At 60.9% G+C, this 24,477-nt stretch carries 22 protein-coding genes and 1 pseudogene; 13 read left to right on the top strand and 10 right to left on the bottom strand.

What is annotated here, in order from left to right; translation table 11 throughout:
* Positions 1-5: 5 nt before the first annotated feature.
* The gene (locus tag JKL46_RS10225; protein WP_201832528.1) at positions 6-578 is read right to left on the bottom strand and encodes a biotin transporter BioY; all 573 of its coding nucleotides are present in this window, start codon (positions 576-578) and stop codon (positions 6-8) included.
* A 99-nt stretch (positions 579-677) separates the two neighbouring features.
* Entirely contained in the window at positions 678-2,270 is a 1,593-nt protein-coding gene (locus tag JKL46_RS10220) for an ABC transporter substrate-binding protein (protein WP_246529239.1), read from the bottom strand.
* A gap of 363 nt (positions 2,271-2,633) precedes the next feature.
* Here JKL46_RS10220 and JKL46_RS10215 point away from each other — a divergent pair, with 363 nt between their 5' ends.
* Together JKL46_RS10215 and JKL46_RS10210 are read left to right on the top strand one after the other, a co-directional pair.
* On the top strand, positions 2,634-3,467 hold the full coding sequence (locus JKL46_RS10215) for an enoyl-CoA hydratase-related protein (RefSeq protein ID WP_343074038.1): 834 nt from the start codon (positions 2,634-2,636) through the stop codon (positions 3,465-3,467).
* Between the two features lie 136 nt (positions 3,468-3,603).
* Positions 3,604-4,386 (top strand): enoyl-CoA hydratase-related protein, encoded by a 783-nt coding sequence (locus JKL46_RS10210; protein ID WP_201832527.1) that lies wholly within the window; start codon positions 3,604-3,606, stop codon positions 4,384-4,386.
* A gap of 17 nt (positions 4,387-4,403) precedes the next feature.
* On the opposite strand, the gene JKL46_RS10205 is transcribed toward JKL46_RS10210, so the two are convergent.
* On the bottom strand, positions 4,404-5,903 hold the full coding sequence (locus tag JKL46_RS10205; RefSeq protein WP_201832526.1) for a fumarate hydratase: 1,500 nt from the start codon (positions 5,901-5,903) through the stop codon (positions 4,404-4,406).
* A gap of 471 nt (positions 5,904-6,374) precedes the next feature.
* On the opposite strand from JKL46_RS10205, the pseudogene JKL46_RS10200 reads away from it, so the two are divergent.
* From JKL46_RS10200 to JKL46_RS10155, 10 genes and pseudogenes are all read left to right on the top strand, one after another.
* Positions 6,375-7,837 (top strand): annotated as a pseudogene (locus tag JKL46_RS10200) (aldehyde dehydrogenase).
* A gap of 134 nt (positions 7,838-7,971) precedes the next feature.
* On the top strand, positions 7,972-9,171 hold the full coding sequence (locus JKL46_RS10195; protein WP_201832525.1) for an ABC transporter substrate-binding protein: 1,200 nt from the start codon (positions 7,972-7,974) through the stop codon (positions 9,169-9,171).
* An 89-nt stretch (positions 9,172-9,260) separates the two neighbouring features.
* Positions 9,261-9,923, top strand: a complete 663-nt coding sequence (locus JKL46_RS10190; RefSeq protein WP_201832524.1) for a glutathione S-transferase family protein — start codon at positions 9,261-9,263, stop codon at positions 9,921-9,923.
* Positions 9,920-10,672 carry an ABC transporter ATP-binding protein gene (locus JKL46_RS10185; RefSeq protein ID WP_201832523.1) on the top strand — a complete coding sequence of 251 codons (753 nt, stop codon included), beginning with the start codon at positions 9,920-9,922 and terminating at the stop codon, positions 10,670-10,672. The genes JKL46_RS10190 and JKL46_RS10185 overlap by 4 nt, the downstream gene beginning before the upstream one ends.
* Complete coding sequence (locus JKL46_RS10180) at positions 10,662-11,369, top strand: ABC transporter ATP-binding protein (RefSeq protein WP_201832522.1); 708 nt, start codon at positions 10,662-10,664, stop codon at positions 11,367-11,369. The genes JKL46_RS10185 and JKL46_RS10180 overlap by 11 nt, the downstream gene beginning before the upstream one ends.
* A 3-nt stretch (positions 11,370-11,372) precedes the next feature.
* Positions 11,373-12,260, top strand: a complete 888-nt coding sequence (locus JKL46_RS10175) for an ABC transporter permease subunit (protein WP_201832520.1) — start codon at positions 11,373-11,375, stop codon at positions 12,258-12,260.
* Positions 12,261-12,265: 5 nt separating this feature from the next.
* Positions 12,266-13,261, top strand: a complete 996-nt coding sequence (locus JKL46_RS10170; RefSeq protein WP_201832631.1) for a branched-chain amino acid ABC transporter permease — start codon at positions 12,266-12,268, stop codon at positions 13,259-13,261.
* Positions 13,258-14,481 carry a CaiB/BaiF CoA transferase family protein gene (locus JKL46_RS10165; RefSeq protein ID WP_201832519.1) on the top strand — a complete coding sequence of 408 codons (1,224 nt, stop codon included), beginning with the start codon at positions 13,258-13,260 and terminating at the stop codon, positions 14,479-14,481. Before JKL46_RS10170 ends, JKL46_RS10165 begins: the two co-directional genes overlap by 4 nt.
* A 3-nt stretch (positions 14,482-14,484) precedes the next feature.
* Entirely contained in the window at positions 14,485-15,411 is a 927-nt protein-coding gene (locus tag JKL46_RS10160; protein ID WP_201832518.1) for a hydroxymethylglutaryl-CoA lyase, read from the top strand.
* A 140-nt stretch (positions 15,412-15,551) separates the two neighbouring features.
* Complete coding sequence (locus JKL46_RS10155; RefSeq protein WP_281399858.1) at positions 15,552-16,187, top strand: helix-turn-helix domain-containing protein; 636 nt, start codon at positions 15,552-15,554, stop codon at positions 16,185-16,187.
* A gap of 105 nt (positions 16,188-16,292) precedes the next feature.
* Here JKL46_RS10155 and JKL46_RS10150 read toward each other — a convergent pair whose 3' ends face one another.
* From JKL46_RS10150 to JKL46_RS10125, 6 genes are all read right to left on the bottom strand, one after another.
* Positions 16,293-17,132, bottom strand: a complete 840-nt coding sequence (locus tag JKL46_RS10150; RefSeq protein ID WP_201832516.1) for an endonuclease/exonuclease/phosphatase family protein — start codon at positions 17,130-17,132, stop codon at positions 16,293-16,295.
* Positions 17,132-17,941, bottom strand: a complete 810-nt coding sequence (locus JKL46_RS10145) for a carbohydrate ABC transporter permease (RefSeq protein WP_201832515.1) — start codon at positions 17,939-17,941, stop codon at positions 17,132-17,134. The genes JKL46_RS10150 and JKL46_RS10145 overlap by 1 nt, the downstream gene beginning before the upstream one ends.
* A complete protein-coding gene (locus JKL46_RS10140) occupies positions 17,938-18,840 on the bottom strand; it encodes a carbohydrate ABC transporter permease (protein WP_246529247.1) in 903 nt (300 codons plus the stop codon). The genes JKL46_RS10145 and JKL46_RS10140 overlap by 4 nt, the downstream gene beginning before the upstream one ends.
* A 79-nt stretch (positions 18,841-18,919) precedes the next feature.
* On the bottom strand, positions 18,920-20,203 hold the full coding sequence (locus JKL46_RS10135) for an ABC transporter substrate-binding protein (protein WP_201832514.1): 1,284 nt from the start codon (positions 20,201-20,203) through the stop codon (positions 18,920-18,922).
* A gap of 78 nt (positions 20,204-20,281) precedes the next feature.
* Positions 20,282-21,283, bottom strand: coding sequence for an ABC transporter ATP-binding protein (locus JKL46_RS10130; protein WP_201832512.1), 1,002 nt, complete (start codon positions 21,281-21,283; stop codon positions 20,282-20,284).
* Positions 21,284-21,310: 27 nt separating this feature from the next.
* The gene (locus JKL46_RS10125) at positions 21,311-22,117 is read right to left on the bottom strand and encodes an HAD-IIB family hydrolase (RefSeq protein ID WP_201832510.1); all 807 of its coding nucleotides are present in this window, start codon (positions 22,115-22,117) and stop codon (positions 21,311-21,313) included.
* Positions 22,118-22,312: 195 nt separating this feature from the next.
* On the opposite strand from JKL46_RS10125, the gene JKL46_RS10120 reads away from it, so the two are divergent.
* Complete coding sequence (locus JKL46_RS10120) at positions 22,313-23,110, top strand: DeoR/GlpR family DNA-binding transcription regulator (RefSeq protein WP_201832508.1); 798 nt, start codon at positions 22,313-22,315, stop codon at positions 23,108-23,110.
* 51 nt (positions 23,111-23,161) lie between these two features.
* Here JKL46_RS10120 and JKL46_RS10115 read toward each other — a convergent pair whose 3' ends face one another.
* A complete protein-coding gene (locus JKL46_RS10115; RefSeq protein ID WP_201832507.1) occupies positions 23,162-24,418 on the bottom strand; it encodes a D-amino acid dehydrogenase in 1,257 nt (418 codons plus the stop codon).
* Between the last annotated feature and the right edge of the window lie 59 nt (positions 24,419-24,477).

Genomic DNA, 24,477 nt, shown 5'->3' with positions numbered 1-24,477 from the left:
CGACTTCAGCGTACCGACTTCGTGGACGGAAGGATGCCGACGCTAACAAGTGACGCGACAAGGAGAATCTTCAAAGCGTCGCCGAGAAGAAATGGCAGAACGCCTGCGGCCAAGGCCTTGTCGGCACCGATCAGAACCGCGAGCCAGGCAACGCCGGGAACGTAGAGAATAACGTTTGCGGCAACCAGGACCAGGACCGATCGACCGAAAGTCGACATGAGACCCGTTTCGGCAGCCCGGCCGACAAAATAGGCAGCGAGGACGAAGCCAAGAAGGTAGCCGCCCGTCGGACCCAGAAGGTAGAGCGGCCCGGCCGATCCGTTCTGGAACACCGGCAGCCCCATGACGCCCTCGGCGATGTAAAGGAGGACTGCCGCAACAGCCATACGCGACCCGAGTGCGATCCCGATGGCGAAGACCACTGCGGTCTGCATGGAAATCTTCACCGGCCAGGCAGGCACCTGCATATAGGCTGACGCGGCCAGCAATGCCGACGCGAGAGCGAGGATGGCGATCCGCAAGAAGATGGATGTGTCGGCCCTGCGAGTTGCGACGGTTGCCAGCGTTTTCGTGTTCATGCTTGTCCTCGTTCTTTGGAGAGAGAGCAGCCGGCGTGGTTCGCCAGCCGCGTTCGCGAGAATTGCGCGGGGGCTTTTCAAGTCGCCTTGAGACCAGGGCTATTTCTTGAGACCGATCTCCTGGAATGCGCGCCAATAGCCGGGATAGGGCCAGGGCTCGAACGTGACATTGTCACGCCAGGCGAAGGTTAGGATAGGTTGATAGGTCGGGATGCCGGCCAACAGGTTATCGTACTTGTATTTCCCGATCTCGCGAATGAGCGCGACCCGCTTGTCGACATCCATGACTTTCTGCAGCCGTTCGACCATTTCATCGGCTTTGGCATCGCTTGTCTGCGAATAGACGCCATAACCGGTGCCGGGAGTGTAGCTGTGGAGCGAAAGCACCCATGCGTTGCCAGGATCGGCAGGCATTCCTTGCGTGGACATGGTCGAGAGAATGCCGTCGATGTCGCCGGAGGCGCGGCGGAGCTTGTCGACCCAGGCACCATATTCGAGGCCGACGATCTGGCAGCGGACGCCGATCGTCTGAAGATAGGTGAAGATTGCCTCGCCCACCTCTTTGACATTGGCTTCACGCTGTGTCGTCAGGTTGTAGCACGGAGTATCGAAGCCGTTCGGATACCCGGCTTTCGCCAAGAGCTCCTTCGCCTTCTGAGGGTCGTATTGGTAAGGCTTGACCGCAGGATCATAGGCCAGGCTGTCGGTCCCGATCCCGGTATACCGCTCGCCCTGCCCGTTCAGAACCGACTTGATGATCGCTTCCATGTCGAAGCCATGCGCAATAGCCTGGCGAACTTCGAGCTTCGCGAAGGGCGAGTTCTTTTTGTGAGCCGGGAAGTCGATGAACAGATGATTGCCGCCGGGCAGGCTGACAGTCTGAACCCCTTTCATCTTCTTGAACTTCTCGACCAGAGAGACCGGGACGTTGTCGATCCAGTCGATCTCACCCGATTCGAAGGCCGCGACGCGCGTGATGTCCTCCGGGATGATCTTCACCACAAGGTTGTCCGCCGTGGGCCGATGTTCCTTGTTCCAGTAGGCGTCGTGCTTCTGAAGCTGCAAGTCAGAACGGATCTTGCGCGAGACGAACTTCCAGGGGCCTGTTCCAACCGGCTTCTGTGCGAATGCCTCCTCGCCGACCTCTTGAAAATATTTCTTCGGCACGGCGAAAATCTGCAGATAAGCCGAGATCAGGTTTCCGTCCGGCTCCTTCAAATGCAGCTTGAAGTGATGATCGTCGATGATCTCGAAGCGCTCGACATTGCTCAGGCGTTGGGCAAGGCGGCTGACCTTAGGATCGCTCTGCATGCGGAACGAGAACTCAAGATCCTCGGTCGTCAGTGGCTGACCATTGTGGAAGACGACATCCTTGCGGATCTGGACGTCGATGATCGGCTTTTCGGGCGTTCCTTCGATCTTCCAGCTTTCCGCCAGCCAGTTCACCATCTTGCCGTTACGGTCGGGCCGCACCAGCATCTCGAACATCTGGCTGATGTAATAAAGGTCGGCGGCGCCCGCATATTTGAACGGGTTCATTGTCAGCGCTTCCGTCGCGAGAGCGACGGTAAGCGTGTTCTTCTGCTGAGCGGAGGCTCCCGACAGGGCGAAGACCGAGGCAGCAGCCGACAGCACCAGCACCCGGGCGAGTTTTGCCGGAGTCTTGGCACCCTTGGGGATCGTTTCCATCATTCGAGCGGGCATCATTTCCTCCCTAACGTGTAGTTGCACTGCCATCGGCCTAGCCCCTCGACTGACCTGAATCTCGAAAGCTGGCTTTTTCCTCGCGGCAGATCTTTTGGTTCTTGAACGATTAAGGCGAAGGTGACAGTTGAGCCGGAGCCCGTCCAATAGCGGACTCGTTGGGCGCTATAGATCGGCGTTATAAGGCCTGCAGGCGAGCTATAGACGCCTCCTATACCCCAAGATTCAAAAGCGGATTAGATCCGCGCGCGATAGCATCTAAAGTCACGCTGACCTGCTGATCGGCTTTCATCGATAAGGGTGAGAGCTGCCGGGCTTCGCGTGCCTTCGGCGCGGCGGGACAATGCGCGCATGGTCGTCACGGATCGAAGCGTGATGGAACGGCAGACCGGAAGAGCAGAGGCCTTCATGGCGAACGCGTTCATCAAAGCAGAGTCTTTCGGTTCCATCCTGGTCGTCACGCTGAATCGCCCCGAAGTTTTGAATGCCATGCATCCGCCCATGCATCAGGAGCTGTCAGCGGTTTGGGATGTGTATGCAGCCGATCCCGCACTCAGGGTCGCTGTCCTCACAGGCGCGGGGGGGCGGGCGTTTTCCGTCGGAAACGACCTGAAGTACACCGCGCAGGGGAACAGGGGCGCTATGCCCTCATCCGGGTTCGCTGGATTGACGTCGCGTTTCAATCTCGAGAAGCCGATTATCGCCGCGGTGGACGGCTACGCGATGGGGGGAGGCTTCGAAACTGCGCTGAGCTGCGACCTCATCATCGCGACAAGATCCTCAAATTTCGGGTTGCCGGAGGTGAAAGTCGGCCTGTTCGCGGCTGCACTGGGCGTACAGCGTCTGAGCCGGCAGATCGGTCGGAAGCCCGCGGTCGAGATCATGCTGACGGGTCGCAGAGTGCCGGCCGAGGAGGGATGGCGTCTGGGCTTTGTCAACGAGATCGCGCCTCAGGACGGGTTGATGGACCGTGCGATGGAGAAGGCTCGCGAAATCGCTTCCGCATCTCCGTCGTCCGTGAGAGCGACGAAGCGTGTCTTGAATTTCATGGACGATCTGGACAATCTCGGCGCGAGCCTGCGTTACAGCAAGATGCAGATGGATGAACTGCGCAACACTGAGGACTTCAAGGAGGGGATCGCCGCTTTCGTCGAAAAGCGGGAGCCCGAATGGAAAAACAGATAGCGACGCACCTGTATCGGATCGCGGCCCCTGCCATTCTCCGAACCCGGTATATCCGAAGCCTATTGGCGGGGCACGCGGCTACATTGCTATCCTCTCCGGACTTGGAGAGAGAACACCTAGAGTATCGGAGCCGCGCATGACATCGGATAGGGTTCGCTTGGAGCGCGAGGGGCCGGTCGCGCGGCTTGTTCTCGATCATGCCTCGACCATGAATTCGATCTCTCCACTCGTGGTGGAGACCCTTCGCAGCATGATTTCAGAAGCGGAGAAATCTGCGCGCGTGCTTGTCATCACGGGCGCGAACGGCAACTTCTCCTCCGGCGCGGATCTCTCTCCCGATCGTCCAGTCGGGCAGAAAGGTGTTGACGCAGGGCTGCGGCTTGAGACTCACTTCAACCCGTTGATGACGGATCTCCGGAACCTCTCCATTCCCTGGATATCCGCCGTCCGGGGGGCTGCTGCAGGTGTCGGCTGCTCGATTGCCCTTTCCGCCGACCTGATCGTCGCAAGCCGATCAGCATACTTCCTGCAGGCGTTCCGGAGGATCGGCCTCATCCCTGACGGAGGATCGGCGTTCGTGCTCTCGCGCGGCGCGGGGCGCGTCCGTGCGATGGAAATGATGCTGCTGGGCGATAAGGTGCCTGCTGCCACTGCACTCGAATGGGGCCTGATCAACCGATGTGTGGACGAGGGCAAGTTTGACGCGGAGGTGGAATCGATAGCAGCGAAACTCGCCTCCGGGCCGACATATTCCCTCGCTCTAACGCGCAAATCCGCCTGGGCCGCTATCGAAAGCGAGTACGCTGCTTCGCTCGCCCTCGAGCGGAAATATCAATGTGAGGCGGGAAACTCCGAGGATTTCATCGAGGGTGTGAAGGCATTTCGTGAAAAGAGGCCTGCACGCTTCGTCGGACGATAAGGTGATACGGGTTGGACCTAACGGCGATAGAGCGCTGGTCCGACCGTGTGAATCGATGTGCCCCGACAATCGACCGCCACCATGACAGGCATATCTTCGACAACCATGCGATAGATCGCCTCCATGCCGAGATCCTGGTAGGCAACCGGCTGCGCCGAACGAACGGCCTTGGAGACCAGGTACGCTGCACCGCCGACGGCGATGAGATAGGCAGCCTTGTTCTTCGCGATCGCTCGGATGGCGCTATCGCCGCGTTCGGCCTTTCCGATCATGACCTTGAGCCCGGTCGCCGGCAGAAGCTCATCGAGAAACCGGTCCATGCGCGTGGACGTGGTCGGACCTGCCGGCCCGATGACCTCGTCGCCGACAGGATCCACGGGGCCTACATAGTAAATGGCCTTATTGCGCAGATCCACCGGAAGGGGTTGCCCAGCTCTCAACGCTTCGAGCATTCGTTTGTGAGCGGCATCGCGGCCGGTAAAAAGCGTACCGGACAGAAGCAGCGTTTCGCCCGGCTTCCAGCCTGCAATCTCGTCATCCGTCAGGTGATCAAGATCGACCCGCCTTCCTGAAGAGGCGGTGTGGTCGATAATGACCTGCGGCCAGTCATGGATATCCGGCGGCTCGAACTGCGCTGGGCCGAATCCATCCAAGGAAAAATGCACATGCCTGGTCGCAGCGCAGTTTGGAATGAGCGCAACGGGCAGCGATGCCGCGTGAGTTGGGAACGACCGGATCTTGACATCGAGAACGGTCGTCATGCCTCCCAAGCCCTGCGCACCGATGCCGAGCGCATTCACCCGTTCATAGATCTCGACCCGCACCTCCTCGAGCTTTGATGACGGTCCGCGACGGAGAATATCCCACATATCCAGCGGTTCATTGAGAACCTGCTTTGCCATCAGCATCGTCTTCTCGACGCTTCCCCCGACGCCTATTCCAAGGATTCCGGGAGGGCACCATCCCGCACCGAGTTTTTCTACCGTCTTCACCACCCAGTCGCTGACGGAATCGGAGGGCTCCAGAACGGCAAACTTCGTTTTGTTCTCGGAGCCGCCGCCTTTGGCCGAAACATCGAATTCCAGCTTATCTCCCGCCACGAGTTCGACGTTCACCATGGCGGGCGTGTTGTCGCCGCTATTCCTTCTTGCGAAGAGCGGGTCGGCGACGACGGAGGCGCGCAGCGGGTTCTCATCGGAGAGATACGCTCGCCTGGCCGCTTCGTCGATAAGCTCCTGGAGAGGCTTTTTGCTTGCGATACGAGCCTCTATGCCCACCCTCGCAAACACATTGACGACGCCGGTGTCTTGGCAGAGAGGCCGCTTGCCCATCGCGGCCATTCTGGAATTGACGAGTATCTGCCCGATGGCACTGCGCGCACTTGGGCTCGTTTCGACGGAATAGGCACGAGAGAGGTATTGTACGAAGTCCTGCGGATGGAAGTAGGAGATGAACTGGAGAGCGTCAGTGACACTGTCGACGATATCCTTTTCAGCAATCCAATTCGTCACGGCCATCTGTCCCGCATACTCTTGTTGATGCACGCAGCGTTGCAGACGTTGAAGAGCAGATCAAGTCGAACAGATGTGACGTCGCGAAACTGCACGCGGTCGGATCGACGATCGGCCACGCTTGCCGCAATCGGTTACGTGCCCACTCAACGACGACGCTGCCCGCCCACCATGCTGGAACGACGAACACGATAGCCTTCCGGGCGTGCTTCAGATGCCGGCTAATGCGGGAGCGGGTCACTCAACCTATGATTTATGGAAGCGCGCTCACGGCGCGAGGCAGCCACGGGAATCCACTATAGAAGATTTTTCCCATTGCCTGGCGCGGTTCTACTATGGTAGATGATATAAACATAATAACGATACAGCACTTGGCGAGCAGGACGCAAAGCCTTCAGCCGAGCATGTGCTGACCAAGGGGGAGGCTTTCGCGTGGGATCCACAAGCGTCGGAGCAGCGCCGCTCCAGGACTTCCGGATGCTGATCGGAGGTGAGCGGTGTGGATCGTCGTCCGGTGACTGGTTCGAAACCAAAGACCCGTACAGCGGTAAGCCTTGGGCGCGGCTTCCGCGTGGCAATACGCATGATGTCGACCGCGCTGTGCGCGCCGCCCATGCCGCTTTCACCGCGGGCCCCTGGTCCACGATGATCGCCAGCGACCGCGGGAGGCTTCTGTATCGCCTTGCCGATCTCATCGAGCGGAATGCGGAGCGTCTGGCCGATCTGGAGGTGCGCGACAACGGCAAGCTCAAGGTCGAGATGCTGGGGCAGATGCGCTACATCCCGCGCTGGTTTCAATATTATGGCGGCCTTGCGGACAAGATCGAAGGAGCGGTGACGCCGATCGATAAGGGCGATATGCTGCATTACATCCGCTACGAGCCGGTGGGCGTCGTAGGCGCGATCACCCCATGGAACTCACCGCTTCTCCTGACCGTCTGGAAGCTTGCACCCGCCCTTGCGGCCGGCAACACAGTGGTGATCAAACCTTCCGAGCATGCCTCCGTCTCGATGCTGGCATTCCTCGAGCTCTTCGAGGAAGCGGGCTTTCCTCCAGGCGTCGTCAATGTCGTGACGGGCTTCGGCCACGAGGCCGGCGCAGCCCTGGCGGAGCATCCGCTCGTCGACCGGATCGCGTTCACGGGATCGGATGCCGGAGGGCGGATGGTCTCCCGCGCGGCGGCAGAGAGCTTCAAGCGCGTTTCGCTGGAACTCGGCGGCAAGTCGCCTCATATCATCTTCGATGACGCCGATATCGATGCGGCGGTGAAGGGGGTCATTTCCGGCATCTTCGCCGCGGCGGGGCAGACCTGCATGGCCGCTCACGCCTCATCGTCCAAGACAGCATCCATGACAGCTTCGTCGAGAAGCTGGTCGAGCGCATGCGGCAGGCGCGCCTCGGCGATCCGCGCAGCGAGACCACCGATGTCGGCCCGATCGCCACCGAGCCCCAGCTGGCGAAGACGCTCGAGTTCATCGACATCGCCCGGTCGGAGGGAGCGGTTTGCGCGCTGGGCGGCAGGCGCCCGGATGCGGAGGCCTTGAAGCAAGGCTGGTTTGTCGAACCGACGATCTTCACCGGCGTCGACAATTCGATGCGCATTGCACGGGAAGAGGTTTTTGGCCCTGTTCTCTCGGTTCTCAAGTTCCGCACCGATGACGAAGCGGTGGCGCTTGCCAACGACACACCCTATGGGCTTGCCGCCGGATTGTGGAGCCAGAGTCTCGAGCGCGCGATCACGCTGCCGCGCAGGCTGCGAGCCGGTACGGTCTGGGTCAATGCCTATCGCGTCGTGAGCTACATGGCACCGTTCGGCGGCTTCAAGTCTTCGGGAATCGGGCGCGAGAACGGCAAGGCCGCGATCTACGAATACCTCGAAGCAAAGAGCGTCTTCATCAATCCGAAATCGAGAATCTCCAACCCGTTCACCCTGCAGTGAAGGAGCCCAACGCCTCGAAGGCAGCGGGTTCGGAGGACCTGAACAGAAAATCGATCCGGGACAAGGCAGGCGATCCCGGTGGTGAGCGGAGGAAACAATCCGCCGAGCTTGCCGAAAAAATGAGGGAGGACGACATGAATAACAATTGGAAGACACTGCTGAGTGCCGCACTTCTATCATCGGTCATGCCCCTGACCGCACTCGCACAGGGCGGTCCGCTGAAGATCCTGGTGCTCGACGACATGTCCGGCATCTTCGCAGCGAACGGCGGCCCCGGAACGCTGATGGCAGTGCAGATGGCCGTGGAGGATGCGGGCGGCAAGGTGCTGGGCCGTTCCATCGAAATCCTGCAAGCGGACCATCAGAACAAGCCCGATGTGGGCTCGGCCCAAGCCCAGCGCTACATTCAGGAACAAGGCGTTCGCGCCATAACCCTCGGCGGATCGAGCGCCGTCGGCCTTGCCGCACAGGCGCGGGCAGCCGAGGCGAAGGTGTTCACGCTCGCCAGCGGCGCCTATGCCCCCAACTTCTCCGAAGCTCAATGCTCGCCCTACGGCTTCCAGTTCGCACCCTCCACCCAGGAACTGTCGCGTGCCGTGACCTCGCGCATCGTCGGCGAGGGCAAGAAAACCTGGCACATGATCGTCGCCGATTACGTGTTCGGTCACTCGCTGAGGGATGACGCGACCAAATCGATTACGGCCGCCGGCGGCAAGGTGCTCGGGCAGACTCTGCACCCACTGAACTCGAACGACATGGCCTCGGCATTGCTGACGGCTCAAGGATCGGGCGCCGATGTGATCGGCCTCGCCAATGCCGGCACGGACCTCGAGACGACGGTGAAGCAGGCCGCCCAGTTCGGGCTCGGCGGCAAGCTCGCGGCGATGATGGTTTACGAGAACAACATCGAGGCGCTGTCTCTCGCCGCCTCCAAAGGAATGCGCATGTCGGTCTCGACCTACTGGGATCTGAACGACAAGACACGTGAGCTCGCCAAGCGGATGATGGCGAAGAACGGCGGCAAGACTCCGACCATGGGCCATATGGGCGCCTATGGCGCGGTCACGCATTATCTCGAAGCTGTTAAGGCCGCCGGCACTGACGATCCTGATAAGGTAGCGGCCAAGATGCGGGAACTCCCCATCACTACCGGAATCTGGGAGAACCCGCGCATCCAGGCCAATGGCCGCGTGACTTACGACATGCTGCTGGTCGAGGTGAAGGATCCATCAGAGTCGAAGGGTCCGAACGATCTCTACAAGATCATCGCCAAGATCCCGGCCGAAGGCCTGTTCCGCGCAGCCAAGGACAGCGGCTGCCCCTTCGTGAAGTGATCCCACTCGGCGGGCTCCCCCGCCTCTGCCTCCAGAAGCGCTTGGACCTGCTCTCGCGCGAGCAGGTCCCCCGTGAGCGGAGATTTATCATGAGACTCTATGTCAGTCCGACATCTCCCTACGCACGCTTGGCATGCGTGATGTGCCTCGAGGCTCGCCTCAAGGGTCTGGAGATCGTGATCCTCGACCCCTGGCAGAACCCGCCCGAGCTGCTGGAGCATAATCCTGCCGGGCGGGTTCCGGCCCTGGTTATGGGCGGGGATCAGCCGCGAACTATAACGGAATCGCTTTTGATCGCGGATTTCGCGGTGCGTCGCGCCGGCGAAGCGGAGCGTCTCTGGTTCCGGAATGATGCCGAGCAGCAGCTCGGCGGTGTTTGCTTCGGGATCATCGATGCCGCGGCTGCGATCATGGCCGGCCGCATGGTCACATCAGGCTCGGTCAATGAGACCGCATTCGATTCGTCGCCGGTCGCCCGCCGCCGGCAGGCTGCCATTGGGCGCAGCCTGGATCGTCTGGAACGATTGCTGTCCGATGGGAGCAAGACGCTGATCGAGAAACCGGGCATCGCAGCCTTTCTTCCTGTGATCGTGGTCGAGTATCTGCAGATGCGCTTTGGAAGTACATTCGACTCTGCTGATCGATGGCATCTCGCCGATCTGGTGTCCGTGCTTCGGGATCGCCCTGCCCTCGCCAGAACCCGGCCGCTCTTCACCAAATTCGTTCCATTCGACCATGCGGGGACCGAATGAGCATCGTTCTCGAAGCACGGAAGGTCAGCAAGAACTTTGGCGGCTTTTATGCCGTCAAGAATGTCGATCTCAAGGTGGAAAAAGGAAGCGTCCACGCACTGATCGGCCCGAACGGTGCTGGCAAGACCACGCTCTTCGGCCTTCTGACCCGGTTCCACGCCGCGAGCTCCGGCAATATCTTTCTCGACAGCGAGAACATCACCGGAGAGGGCCCGGCGGACGTCGCCTTGCGTGGCCTTTGCCGCTCGTTCCAGATCTCGTCCATATTTCCGGGCCTGACGCTGCGGGACAACGTACGTGTCGCTCTCCAGCATCGTCACGGGCTGAGCCATCAATTCTGGCTGCCGTCGCGCACGCTTTCCCGGTTCGATGACGAGGCTGATCAGCTTCTGGATCGCGTTGGGCTGGCGCCGCTGGCCGACAGGCTTTGTTCGGAGGTCTCCTACGGTCGCAAGCGCGCGCTCGAGATCGCTACGACGCTCGCCATGCAGCCGAAAGTTCTGCTTCTCGACGAACCGATCGCCGGCATGGCGGCGGGAGATATCCCGATGATCGTCGAGCTGATCCGCAGCGTTGCCAAGGACTGCACGGTAGTGATGGTCGAACACAACCTCTCGGTCGTCGAGCGTCTCTGCGACAGGGTTACAGTGCTGGTGCGCGGAGAGGTGATGGCGGAAGGCACCTATCGCGAGATCCGCGACAATGCTGCCGTGCGGCAGGCCTATATAGGAGCTGGCTTTGAGGTATGAGCCCCTGCTTTGGATCGAGAACCTCGAAGGTTGGTACGGCGAGAGTCATATCCTCCACGGCGTGAATCTCTCTGTGCCGCACGGCCGCACGATCGCCATACTGGGGCGGAACGGAGTCGGAAAAACCTCCACGCTGCGCGGGGTCGTAGGTCTCCTGACACGTGCCACCGGCTCCATCCGCATGAACGGCACCGAACTGATCGGCATGCCACGCCATCGCATTGCCTCTAACGGCATAGGCTATGTTCCCGAAGAGCGCGGCATCTATGCGTCTCTGTCCGTGCAGGAGAACCTCGACCTGCTGCCCAGGATCGGCGACCGTGGCATGAGTCTGGAGCGGATTTTCGATCTTTTCCCGAACCTGAGGGAGCGTCGGCATGCTGCCGGAGGAACTCTTTCCGGGGGCGAGCAGCAGATGCTTTCCATCGCACGCGTGCTGCGGGCGGGTCCCGAACTGCTTGTGCTCGATGAGCCGACCGAGGGGCTATCCCCCGTCATCGTTCAGCATATCGGCCGCGTTTTGAGCGCTCTGAAGCAGGATGGGCTGACCATGCTCCTGGTCGAACAGAACTTCCATTTCGCACGTCACCTGGCGGACCATTTCTACCTGATGGAAGAAGGCCGGGTCGTGGATGACTTCCCCGCTGGCGAACTCGACGCGAATCTTGAGACCGTCTCCAGCCTGATCGGAGTATAGGCCGTGACAATGATCTTCGGCGTCCCTCTCGTTGCTCTGGCCTCTCAGCTCGTCCTCGGCCTGTTCAACGGTGCCTTCTACGCTCTGCTCAGCCTTGGTCTCGGTGTAATTTTCGGCCTGCTGCGGGTTGTCAACTTCACCCACGGCGCCTTCTACACCGTAGGAGCCTTCACGGCTTTTCTCCTCACCAATCAGGCAGGCTTAAGCTTCTGGGCCAGCCTTCTCATCGCTCCGTTGATCGTTGCCGTGCTCGCCGCAGTGCTTGAGCGGAGCCTCTTGCGGAAGCTCTACGGCCTCGACGCCCTCTACGGCTTGCTGCTGACCTTCGGCATCGCGCTGCTCATCGAGGGAATGCTTCAGATGTTCTTCGGCGTGGCCGGCCAGCCCTATCAGGTGCCAGCCGTCCTCAGCGGCACCAGCAATCTCGGCTTCATGTTTCTTCCGCATTATCGGGCCTTCGCGATCGGGATATCGCTGCTCCTCTGCCTGCTGACCTGGCTGATCATCGAATACACGTCCCTCGGTGCGAAGCTTCGTGCCGCGACCGAGAACAGTTCCCTGCTCGAAGTGTTCGGCGTCAACGTTCCGCTCCTCCTGACATGCACCTATGCATTCGGCGGAGCGCTGGCGGGTTTCGCGGGCGTCGTTGCCGCTCCGGTCTTCCAGGTCAGTCCGCTGATGGGATCCAATCTCATCATCGTTGTCTTTGCGGTTGTCATCATCGGCGGTCTCGGCTCGATCACCGGTGCGATCGTCAGCGGGCTCATGCTGGGCGTGCTGGAAGCTCTGGCGAAGGTCTACTGGCCGCCTTCCGCCAATCTCGTGCCTTTCCTCATCATGGCCGTAGTGCTTTTCCTGCGTCCGCGCGGCCTCTTCGGAAAAGGGGAATGACTGCCATGCTCGCCAAAACTCAAGTATGTCCCCTGCACCGGCGCATGTATGCCAAGCTCGCGCTGCTGGCTGCGGGACTAGCGCTGCTGGCCGCAGCGCCAATGTTTCTCTATCCGGTCTTCCTGATGAAGCTTCTGTGCTTCGGTCTCTTCGCCGCGGCACTGAATCTCGTCCTCGGCTATGGCGGCATGGTTGCCTTCGGCCATGCCACATTCTTTGGCGGGGCAGCCTACGTCACCGCCCACGCAATCAAGGAATGGGGCTTCGGCGCCGGCTCCGGCCTTATGATCGGCGTCGCCTTCGCCCTGGTGGCGGGATTTCTGATGGGGATCATCGCCATCCGCCGGCAGGGTTTCTATTTCGCCATGACGACGCTTGCACTGTCGCAGATGGCCTATTTCGCCTTCTTCCAGGCACCGTTCACCAATGCCGAGGACGGCATCCAGCGCGTGCCGCGCCCGAATTTCCTCGGCTTCGTGCCGCTCGCCGACAATCTGGCGCTCTATTACTTCGTCGTGGCCGTGTTCCTGATCGGCATGGCGGTGATCTGGCGGGTGATCCATTCGCCCTTCGGCGCCTCGATGACGGCGATCCGCGAGAACGAGATGCGCACCTTGTCGCTCGGCTATCGTGTCAATCGCTACAAGCTGACTGTCTTCGTCATATCGGCAGGGCTCTCGGGGCTCGCAGGCTCGCTCAAGGTGCTCGTCTTTCAGATTGCGACACTCACCGATGTCGCTTGGCAGATGTCGGGCGAGGTGATCCTCATGACGCTTCTCGGTGGCGTCGGAACCTTCCTTGGCCCGGTTATTGGTGCAGCACTCGTTCTGACCATTCAAAACTATATGGCCTCCACCTCCGTGCCGGTCACGATCTTCATCGGAGCGGCCTTCATCATCTGCGTCATGCTTTTCCGCAAAGGGATTGTTGGCGAGATCGACGCCTTCATGCGCCGCGAGTGGGCTGCTGACTCGATCCGCAAGAAGGTGGAGCTGCAATGACGGCCGCAAAGCCCATCACCCCCGAGGGCCTGCCACTGGAAGGCTTGCGGATCCTCGAGATCGGCCACTACATCGCCGCGCCCTTCGCCACACGTGTGCTGGCCGATCTGGGTGCCGAGGTGATCAAGGTCGAGCCGCCTGTCTCGGGCGATCCCGTGCGAAATTGGGGAAAGGCGCGCGATGGCCGCAGCTATTGGTGGTCGGTTCACGGCCGGAACAAGAAGTGCATCACGCTCAACCTCAAATCCGAGGAAGGCCGCGCCCTGCTGCACGAGTTGGTGGCTCGATCCGATGCGCTGGTCGAAAATCTTCGCCCCGGACAGCTGGCAAAGCTCGGCTTCGACGACGCGCGGCTGCAGGCTATTCGCCAGGATCTGGTCATCTGCCATATCTCCGGTTACGGCCTTACGGGGCCATTGGCCGATCGTGCCTGCTTCGGCGCCATCGGCGAAGCCTTGGGTGGGCTACGCTACCTGTCGAACCACACGCCCGGCACGTCCGACCTTCCGCCAGTGCGGGTGGGCGTCAGCATCGGCGATTCCCTCGCCGGCCTTTACGCCGCAATCGCCGTGCTCGCCGGACTTCTGTCCAAGGCGCCGGCCGGCAGGGTTGCGGATGTGGCGTTGACCGAGGCGGTCTTGAGCGTGACGGAAGGCGTGCTGCCGGAATACGGTGCCACGGGCATGGTGCGCGAGCCCTCCGGCGGCCGCATCAGCACCGCCGCGCCGACCAACGCCTTCCCTGCGGCAGACGGGAGCTGGGTGCTGATCGCAGCGAATTCTGATGCTCTGTTCCGCACCCTGTGCAAACTGATGCAGCGTCCGGATCTCGCAGACGACCCGCGCTACAGTGATAATCCGGCCCGTTGCAGAAACGTCGATGTGCTCGAAGCCGAGATCTCCGCATGGACCCGTCAGCACGACGCACGGGAACTCGAGCGTCGGCTGGCGGAAGCAGATATCCCCTCCAGTCGTGTCTATACAGCTGCCGATATCGCAGAGGATACGCAGTACAACGCCCGACAAATGGTGCAGTGGGTGGATGATCCGCGGCTCGGCAAAGTCCTGCACCCAGGAACCGTGCCGATGTTCGGTGGGTCCTCGCGCCAGGTTCGCTGGACCGGCCCTGACATCGGCGCGCATAATCGCGAGATCTATTGCGGTCTCATAGGCGTGGACGAGGCACGGCTGGAGCGGCTTTCTCGCGATGGGACCCTCTGAGCCGTGACACGCTGGCCCAATCGCGTTTCGATTACGGAAGTCGGCCTTCGAGACGGACTGCAGATCGAGCCTCGCATCCTGTCCACGCACGAGAAGCTGGACTTGGCACATGCGTTGATCGACGCAGGACACACCAGCCTGGAACTGACATCCTTCGTCTCTCCTGCCCGCGTTCCTCAGCTGGCGGATGCATCCGAATTCCTCGCGGCGCTGCGTCATGTGCGGGAAGTCGAGTTCAGGGCGCTGGTCCCGAACCTTCGCGGCGGCGCGCGCGCCATTGCGGCGAAAGCGGATGTGCTGGTGTTCGTCCTTTCGGCCAGCGACACTCATGGAAAGCGTAACCTGAACCGGACACCTCGCGATTCACTGGCCGAGTTGCGCGAGATTGTCGGGATGGCCGCAGATGCCGGCATTCGGGCCGAAGTTTCGCTCTCTGTGGCCTTCGGATGCCCCTTCGAGGGCGATGTCCCGGTCGAGAGAGTCGTCGGTCTTGCGCGCGAGTTCCAAAAGATAGGCATTACGAGAACGACATTCTGCGACACCACGGGCATGGCCACGCCGCGCCGGGTTCAGGCGGTCGCTCGGGCCTTGAAGAGCGAGCTGCCAGCGATCGAACCGACGTTCCACTTTCACAACACGCGGGGGCTCGGGCTGGTTGGTGTGCTGGTCGCGCTGCAGGAAGGGATTGAACGCTTCGAAAGCAGTGTCGGAGGATTGGGCGGATGCCCGTTCGCGCCGAATGCCGCCGGCAATGTCTGCACGGAGGACATGGTCCATATGCTGCATGAAATGGGCATAGAGACCGGGCTGGATCTCAACCGCTTGCTGGAGGCCGCACGCTTGGCCGAGAATCTGGTCGGTCACAAGCTCGATGGGCAGGTGATGAAGGCAGGCCCGCGCCTCAATCGGAGTGACAGCGGTGGGGAGTAATAATGTATTCTCATCTCCCGCGGATACTCTTCACCCGGCAGAGCGACCTGTGGCACTTCCTTGCGATGAGGTGAAGGTCGTGCAAATTCTCGAGCTCCTTCCATTCATCAGCCCTTTTGTTCCGATCCAGGCCTAGTCCGATGCAAACACGCCCTCCGGTGATCAAGGATGCCGAAGATGCAAACGAGTCCGCGAGCGAATTGCTCTCCAGTCTCGGGGCCCGTCTTCGCGATCTGCGGCGGAGATTGAATCTGACACTTGAGATGCTGGCTCAGCGTGCTCAGGTCAGCCGGGCCATGATCTCGAAGATCGAGCGGGGAGAAAAGATGCCGACGGTGGGCATTCTCGTTCGCATCGCCACGGGCCTCAACGTCTCCCTGTCCGCGCTGCTTGGCGAGCAGGTGCCACCCGCCGCCATCCAGCTGCAGCGCGCCGATCGCCGCAACCGCTTCCGCGATCCCGCGACGGGCCTCGAGCGGGAATCGGTATTCTCTCCTGCCGAGGGTGACGACATCGAGCTGGTCCGGCATGTCCTGCCTGGCTTTCAATCGACAGGTCCACTTCCGCCATACCCCATCCCAACCCGCAAGCTCATCTTCTCGCCGAGCGGCCCGCTCATCGTCGAGATCGGCGGCGAGAGGTATGGCATGGAGCCAGGCGATGCGCTGCGCTTCGACGTGACATCGACCTATAGCTTCTCCAATCCTGAAGCGACACCCGTGAGCTACTACCTTTTCATGTCGCGCCTTGGAAGCCCAGTCAGATCCATACCATAGGCCTCCGCCGAGAATTTAGCTTCCGAGAACCGCTTCGGCTTCTGCGAGGCCTCAAACATCCTGCGCGTCGGTCCAGAGGAAGAAGATCGATTCGGCGACGCCGAACTACTTCAACTCAAGCATCAGCGGTTGATGATCGGATGCCGTCGTCTCGACATCCACCTGCACCTGCGCGACACGTTCGGTCAGGTTCTCCGTCACGAAGAAATAATCCCGGCAATGGGGTCCTTGCGGCCATTGCTTGAAATCCGCCACGCCCGTGGTCGGGGCGTGCGGCGTCCGACCGTGAGCAACGGTCCAGGCATCGAGAAGTCGAGGCACGCCCCGCGCGTATGGCTCCTGAATGTCGCGATGGAGCTTCTCGTCCGGCCCGAGATTGAAGTCGCCGCAGATGACGGTTCCTACTGGTCGCGGCATGGTGCGGTATGACCCTTCGGAGCGATCCTCGAATCCGATCTGGCTTCGCTTCTCACCCTCCTCGTGAATCGTACGCAGATAGCCGATCTGCGCCTCCCGATGGATTTCGGAGTGGTATTCCAGATGAGTGGTGATTACGCGCAAGGCACCGAACGAACTCTCCACGAGAATCTCCAGCGCCTGGCGCTGCATGCTTTTGCAGGGTGTCGCCGGCCAAGGCAGCATATGGCTGATGATCTGCAGCACTGGCAGACGTGACAGAATCATGTTGCCGAAGACCTGAAGCCTGCCGTTCTCGTCGAGCTTCTCGACAGCGGGACGGAAAATCGGCCGGTAACCCGGCAGCAGCGAGGCAATGATCGCTGGCTGATCCTCGCCACCGTCATGGGCGGCAAAGCCACTGGAGATCTCCTGAAAGCAGAAGACATCCGCATCGCCCAACTCCTTCGCGGTCCGAACGATGCGGGCGAGATCGATCCGGCCGTCGCAGCCGAGCCCCCATTGAATGTTCCACGTGACGATCTTCATCAGCGGATCCCTGCGCGCATGAAGGATTGAACGAATTGGCGCTGGAACAGCAGGAAGGCAAGAAGCAGAGGCGCCATCGTCATGACGGTGGCTGCCGTGATGACCGACCAGTCGACTCCCGTTTCAGGGGCCCCGAAGACAGCCAGGCCGACGGTCAGCGGGCGGCTCTCCACGGAGTTCGTCACGATGAGCGGCCAAAGAAAATTGTTCCAGTGATAGCTCACCGAGACGAGACCGAAGGCAATATAGGTGGTCTTGCCGAGAGGCACGAAGACACGCCACAGCACGCCGAAGGACGAGGCACCCTCGACACGTGCCGCCTCGACCAGTTCGGTCGGTACACCCTTAAAAGTCTGGCGCAGCAGGAAGATTCCGAAAGCCGATGCCATGTAAGGCAGTGCGATGGCCGGTATCGTGTCGAGGAGGTTGAGCGCACTGATGACCCGATAATTCTCGACGATCAGCACGTCCGGCATGATCATGAGCTGCACGAGGACCAAGGCGAAAAGAACGTCCCTACCAACGAACTTGAATCGGGCAAAGGCATAGGCGGCCAGTGTCGCGATGACGAGCTGACCGGCCAGCACCAGACTCACGAGCATGAGCGTATTGAGATAGTACCGGGCAAAAGGCGCCTGGTTCCAGGCCTTGACGAAGTTGTTGAATGTAAGGGGCGCAGTGAGGTCGAAGCGTGTCGCGTATTCCGACGGATGGAACGCGCTCCAGAGGCTATAGGCCAACGGCAGAAGCCAGAGAAGAGCAAGGGTCCAGGCGGCGAGAGTCTCGATCGAGTAGCTGTCTCTTCTCATTGGTAGTGGATCCTGCGATCGAGATAGACGAATTTGGTAAGAGCCACTGCTGCCAGGATGGTGATGAGAGTCACCGTCAGCGTCGCGGCATAGGTGGTATCCCAGAAGTTAAAGGCCACCTCATAGATGTAGTAGAGCAGCAGGGAGCTGGCGTTGTTCGGCCCTCCCTTGGTCATGATGACGAGCTGATCGACCAGCTTGAACGAGTTGATCAGCGCATTGATGGAAATGAACAAAGTCGTCGGCATGAGCAACGGAAGCGTCACGCGACGGAAGAAATACCAGCGGCTCGCCCCTTCGACGGATGCCGCCTCCTTCAGTTCTGGCGGGATGGTCTGCAGGGCGGCCAGATAGAAGATCATGAAGAAGCCGGCCTCCTTCCAGACTACCATGACCGCGAGGCAACTCATGACGGTGGCTGGATCGCCGAGCCAATTGTGGCCGGCGAACCCGAGAAACCTCAGGAACTGGTCGAGGAGGCCGTAATCCGGCGTGTAGAAGAACAGCCAGATATTGGCCACCGCGATCATCGGAAGCACCGTCGGCGTGAAGAATGCGAGGCGCAGGAAGGAACGGCCGACGATCTTCTTGTCGACCCAGACGGCCATCAGGAGCGCAAGCGCAATGCTCGTCGGAACGGTCGCGATGGCGAAGATGAAATTGTTGCGCAGCACCTGCCGGAAGACGTCGTCGTCTAGCATGTAGCGGTAATTGTCCAGGCCGATGAACTCGGCAGGGCCGCTCCGGCCGAGGGAGAAGAAGCTGTGATAGAGCGTGGCGAGGATCGGATAGTGCGTAAAGGTCGCAAGAAGAACGATGGCCGGCAGCAGCAGGAGCCAGGCATTGATGCTCGTCGTCCAGGTTCTGCGCTTGGCAGCACTCGGCGCGGCATCGCTCATCACGGCGGCGACCATCGATCTCTCCTGATGCAGGACGATCGCGTCGCGGCGGGCATCGCCGCGACGCATGGATTGCTGACTACTTGTAGCGGCTGAGAACCCGCTCGGACTGCTTCTGAGCGCTCTCCAGGGCTTCCTGCGGGCTCTGAGAGCCCGTGACGGCGGCTTGCACGGCATCGTTGACGATCTTGTAGATGCGTCCGTTGTCATGCACCGACAGCTCGGCAACCGCGTGCTTGAGCTGATCGCGCGCCACGATCGCCTGCGGGAAGCCCTTCACATAGGTCTTCATCGTTTCCGTCTCGTAGGCGGCCGGGGTGACAGCCACATAACCGGTCTTGATGCTCCAGTCGGCGGCCCGCTCGGGAGCGGTCATCCACCGGATGAACTTCACCGCCGCCTTCTGCTGCTCGGGAGTGGCGCTCTTGAAGACATAGAAGTTGCCGCCGCCCGTCGGCGATCCGCGCTGCTCCTTGGCAGGCAGCATGGCGACGCCGAAATTGAACTTGGCGCCTTCCTTCACGGCCGTGAGATTACCGGTCGTGTGCCACATCATGGCGGTCTTGCCTTCGAGGAAGTCCGTGCGCAGGGTTCCCCACTCCACGGCACCCTTCGGCATCACGCCGTCCTTGGCGGCCAGATCGACCCAGTACTGCAGGGCCTCGACCGTCTTCTTCTCGTTGAAGAAGGTCTTGTTGCCGGCCTCGTTCATGAGCTTCTGCCCATTCTCGATGGCGAGCGCCTGCAGCATCCAGTAGCCGTATCCCGTGGAGGGAATCTCGACACCCCAGCGGGTCACGTTGCCGGATGCGTCCTTCTTCACGAGCTTCTTCGACACCTCAGCCATCTCGGCCCAGGTCGCCGGCGGCTTCTCCGGATCGAGGCCGGCTTCCTTGAAGGCGTCCTTGTTGTAGTAAAGCACGATGGTGGAGCGCTGGAACGGAACGCTCCAGGTCTTGCCGCCGACCTGACCGTTCTCCATGAACGCGGGATAGAAGCTGTTGAGCCATTCCTTGCCGTCGGACCCGGCGAGCTCATCGATCGGCACGATGGCCTGCTCGTCCATCAGCGTGAACAGGTCGGTGGAGAACAGGACCGACAGCTGCGGCGGCTGCCCACCCTTCATGGCCGTCATGGCTTTGGTCATGGTGTCGGTATAGTTGCCGGCGTAGACCGCCTCGATCTTGATATCCGGGTTTTCCTTCTGGAAACCCTGCACCATCTCGTCGATGATCTTCGTGACCGGACCGCCGACCGCGACCGGATAATACATAGTGAGATCGACCGCTTGAGCGGTGGTTGCGCCCAGGCTCGCCAGCGTCATGAAACCTGCGGTGAGCAGGGCCTTCGACTTGAACTTCATTTTACCCTCCCGTTTCGAGCTTCTTTGAAGCTTCGCGCCTGCGGCTGTTGCCGCCTGCGTTTCTTCAGAAGAAAGCGATCAGTGCGGCGAGACACCGCCGGTGCGACGCTTTCCGCTGTCCTTGTCAAACAGATGTATATGACAGTTTTGCCACCCCAGCTCGACTTGCGCACCGGCTGGCAGCGAGCAGTATCCTGTCTGGCGGACGCAGACCGTTCCTCCGTCCGTGTCGCAGAGAATGATGCTGTCGGCGCCGAGATACTCGACCGCCTTGACCCTCGCCGATACTCCGTCGCGCTCCACCAGGGAAATGTGCTCGGGGCGGACGCCCAGAAGCGATCCGTCGCGCCACCCAATGATGTTCATGGGCGGAGTGCCGATGAAACGCGCGGTGAAATCGCTCGCCGGCTCGTTATAGAGTTCGTGCGGAGCCCCGTTCTGCTCGATGTGACCGTCGCGCATCAGGATCACCCGGTCGGCCATGGTCATCGCTTCGGTCTGGTCATGTGTGACATAGACCATCGTCATCCCGAGCCTTTGCTGCAGGCTGCGGATTTCCGTGCGCATCTCGTGGCGCAGCTTGGCATCGAGGTTGGACAGAGGCTCGTCCATCAGGCAGACCGGCGCCTCCGCTATGATCGCGCGCCCGAGAGCGACACGCTGGCGCTGACCACCGGACAATTGGGACGGCTTGCGCTCGAGCAGATGCGATAGGCCGACAATATCGGCGACCTTCTTCAGCCGCGCCTCCCGCTCGGCACGCCCGACACGACGAACCTTCAGGCCGAAGATGATGTTTTCGGCGACGTTCAGATGGGGAAAGAGGGCGTAGGACTGGAACACCATTGAGATGCGCCGTTCGGCCGGTGAGAGATGAGTGACATCTCTGCCTCCGATGGTGATCGTGCCGGAATCGACCTCCTCGAGCCCGGCGATGAGCCGCAGGGTCGTGGACTTGCCGCATCCGGAGGGACCGAGCAGGACGAGAAGCGTCCCCGCCTCGGCCTTGAAGCTGATCCGGTCGACGCCTCCCACGCCTCCCCAGGATTTCGACACGGCATTGACAACGATTTCGGACATGAGCGTCGAACCTATGGCTTTCTGATATCAGGCAGTCTTCTCTCGTGCCCCGAGCAGCACTTCCGCAAGCTGGATGAAGCCTTCCCCCGAATGGCCCTGCGCGATGAAGGCCGGCTTGTGCCTGAGCCGATGCGCGAAGGCCTGGATGTTGGCGACGCCGACACTCAGCGGAAACGCCGCGAACATCGGCTCGTCATTGGGCGAGTCGCCGGCATAGACGACGCAGGCCCTGGCCTCGTCCCAGCCGATCCCGAACTCGTCGGCGAGCACGACCTTCGCCATGCTCAGCTTGTCGTAATCGCCGAACCAGCCGTTGACGTGGATCGAGCTGACCTTGGCCTGCGCACCATGACGCTCGAAAATCGCGACGATCCGGTCCACCTCCGCCTCCGGCAGCGGCGGCACGTCCTCGCAGAAATCGATGGCGAGATCGGCCAAACGGTAAGGCTGGTCGCTGGCGAGCGCCGCCCCCGGCACATTCGCCAGCACTTCTTTCTCGATGGCATCGAGCTTGGCTCGATTGCGCTCGAACTCCTCCGGCTTGGCCCAGAAGCGCTGGCGCATGGTCTTGGTGGCCCGGTCGTAGCGGAAATAGAAGGCCCCGTTCTCGCCCACCACCGCATCCACCGGCCACATGCGGGCGATGTGATCGCACCATCCAGCGGGGCGGCCGGTGACCGGGATCACGAGGAAACCCGCCTGATGCAGGCGCTCGAGAGCGGCATAGGCATCAGCGGTGAGCTGCCCGTCGGTGGTTATCGTGTCGTCGATGTCCGTCAGCACCACACGGATGGAGCGAGCCGCCTTCAGAGACAGCGCGGACAGGGGCTTCATTTTCTCAACCTCTCGAGCGGCGTCCGCGCCATGGGCTGCATCTGAGTACATCTCACTCCCTTTAGCCGGCTCACCGTATTTTCTGTGGACCTTAGGAATAGAAATTTGGAAGATCAATCATACTAATGTGGAATGTCCAAAATTTTTGAGGAAGACCACACAATATGGCCGCTCGACTGTTTCAGGATTTTGTCGATGTCATTCTCGGAAGGGAAAAAGGCCACCCGCCAGCGGGTCATCATGACCGAGCTTGCCCTCAGCCCCAGCGTCAGGACCTCCGAGCTCGCCACCCGTCTTGGTGTCTCCGCGGAAACGGTCCGGCGCGATATCGAAGAGATGACGCGGCGCGGTCTCGTCAGCCGCACCTATGGCGGCGCGACCGGTCTCCAGCTCGGCCTGCAGCCAGGATTTCAGGATCGTGACGCAACGGCAGTCCAAGAGCGCGACACCATTGCCCGCATGGCTGTCCGGATGGTCAAGCCGGGCGACGTGCTGATGATCGATTCGGGCTCGACGACGGCCCATTTCGCACGAGCCCTGGCCTATTCCATCGACGGCCTGACGGTGATCACCAACTGCCTTGCCGTCGCGCAGGCGCTCGCACCGCAAAAGAAGACCCGTGTCGTCCTTTGTCCGGGAGAGTTCTCCGCTCACGAAGGCGGCGTCTACGGACCTGAGACCTGCGCGTTTTTGGATCGCTTCAACGCCGACATCGCATTCATCGGCGCCAGTGGCCTGACACCGGACGGCCCCAACGATGTGGAATCAGGTGCCTGCTGGGTCAAGCGCAAGATGCTGGAGCGGGCAGAGAGGCGGGCTCTGCTCGTTGCCTCCAGCAAGTTCAATCGCCGTCATCTCGAGCTTGTCTGTCGCTTGAGAGACCTCTCGGACATCGTGACCGAGGCCTTGCCCACAGGGCCTATGGCCGATGCGCTGCGGATAAGCGGTGTTACCCTTCACGTGCGGGAGGACAGGCTGTCCGAAGCGTCATGAGAGACTTCCGAATGCGCTCTGCCAGCAGGTGCCAAGGGCTAGCTTGCGCCGTCAACCCGCCCCGGCCACGGCCTGTCTGACTTTCTCGGCTACGATTTCCGATGTGGCCGCAGACAAGGTCCAGCCGAGATGCCCATGGCCGGTGTTATAGAACACGTTCGGCCGCCGGCTTGCCTTCGTATAGGGCAGCATACTCGGCATCATCGGTCTCAAGCCGCTCCACGGAACGACCTTCGTCATCTCGATGCCGGGGAAGAGGTCGCGGGTCCAATCGGCCAGGGGTCTGATCCGATTGGCTCTGATATCCTTGTTGAATCCGTTGAACTCGGCCGTGCCGGCGACGCGGAACCGATCGATACCGAGCCGGCTCGTGACGATCTTTGCCTTATCGTCAAGGAGGCTGACCCATGGGGCACTGTTCCGACTCTGTTCGGAATCGAGATGGACCGTGATGGAATAGCCTTTGACGGGGTAGACATTGACCCGGTCACCGAGATGGTTGGCGATGGCCCTGCTGGCGGTTCCTGCGCACACGACGACGCCATGAGCCGCAATGCGATTCGATGCAGCAGAACGGGCCGAGTCATCGACTGCCTTGGTAGACCTCCACGTAATCTCCACTCCGGATTTCAGATGCGCGATCCGCTCGAAAGCCGCGTCATAGATGAACCTCCCACCCAAACGCTCGCAGGCGCTCGCCAGGCCGCGCGTGAACTTGTGGATGTCCCCTGTTGAATCGGAGGGCGTGAAGAAGCCGCCGTAGTAGGTTCCATGCAGCTCCGGTTCGATCGCATGGATCTCCTCGGAGGTGACGGCATACCGGTCGAGCCCGCCCTCACGCAGAAGGCCATTGACCGACGCCGCATGCTCGAAGCTTTTCCGGTCGCGATAGATATGAAGAATGCCGCGGCGCTCATGATTGAAATCGATCTTCTCGTCCTCCGCTATCTCGAAAAGATAACGGCGGGCTTGAATGGCCAGCCGTGTCGTCTCGACCGTATTCCGGCGGTAATGCGGGATCTGCGCGACGAACTCCGATATCCAGGAGAGCTTGTGCCAGCTGGGAAGCGGATTGAACAGAAGCGGTGCGTCCTTGCGCATCATCCAGGACAGCCCCTTGAGGATGGTCGAGGTACTGTTCCACACCTCCGCGTTGCTCGCGGACAATTGGCCTCCGTTGGCGAAGGAAGTTTCCATCCCGGCATAGCGATGCCGCTCGATGACGGTTACGTCGAAACCGCGTTTGAGAAGCGCGTAGGCTGTAGTCACACCGGTAATTCCGGCTCCGATAACGACGATATGAGGCATATACGTTCTCCCAAGCAGCAAGGTCTCTGAACCGCCCTGCGGCGGTCCGACGATCCCCA

The sequence above is a fragment of the Microvirga zambiensis WSM3693 genome, assembly GCF_016735695.1.
Taxonomy (GTDB): Bacteria; Pseudomonadota; Alphaproteobacteria; order Rhizobiales; family Beijerinckiaceae; genus Microvirga; species Microvirga zambiensis.
Note: the sequence above shows the minus strand (reverse complement) of the source record. Positions and strands in the feature narration are given on the sequence as shown.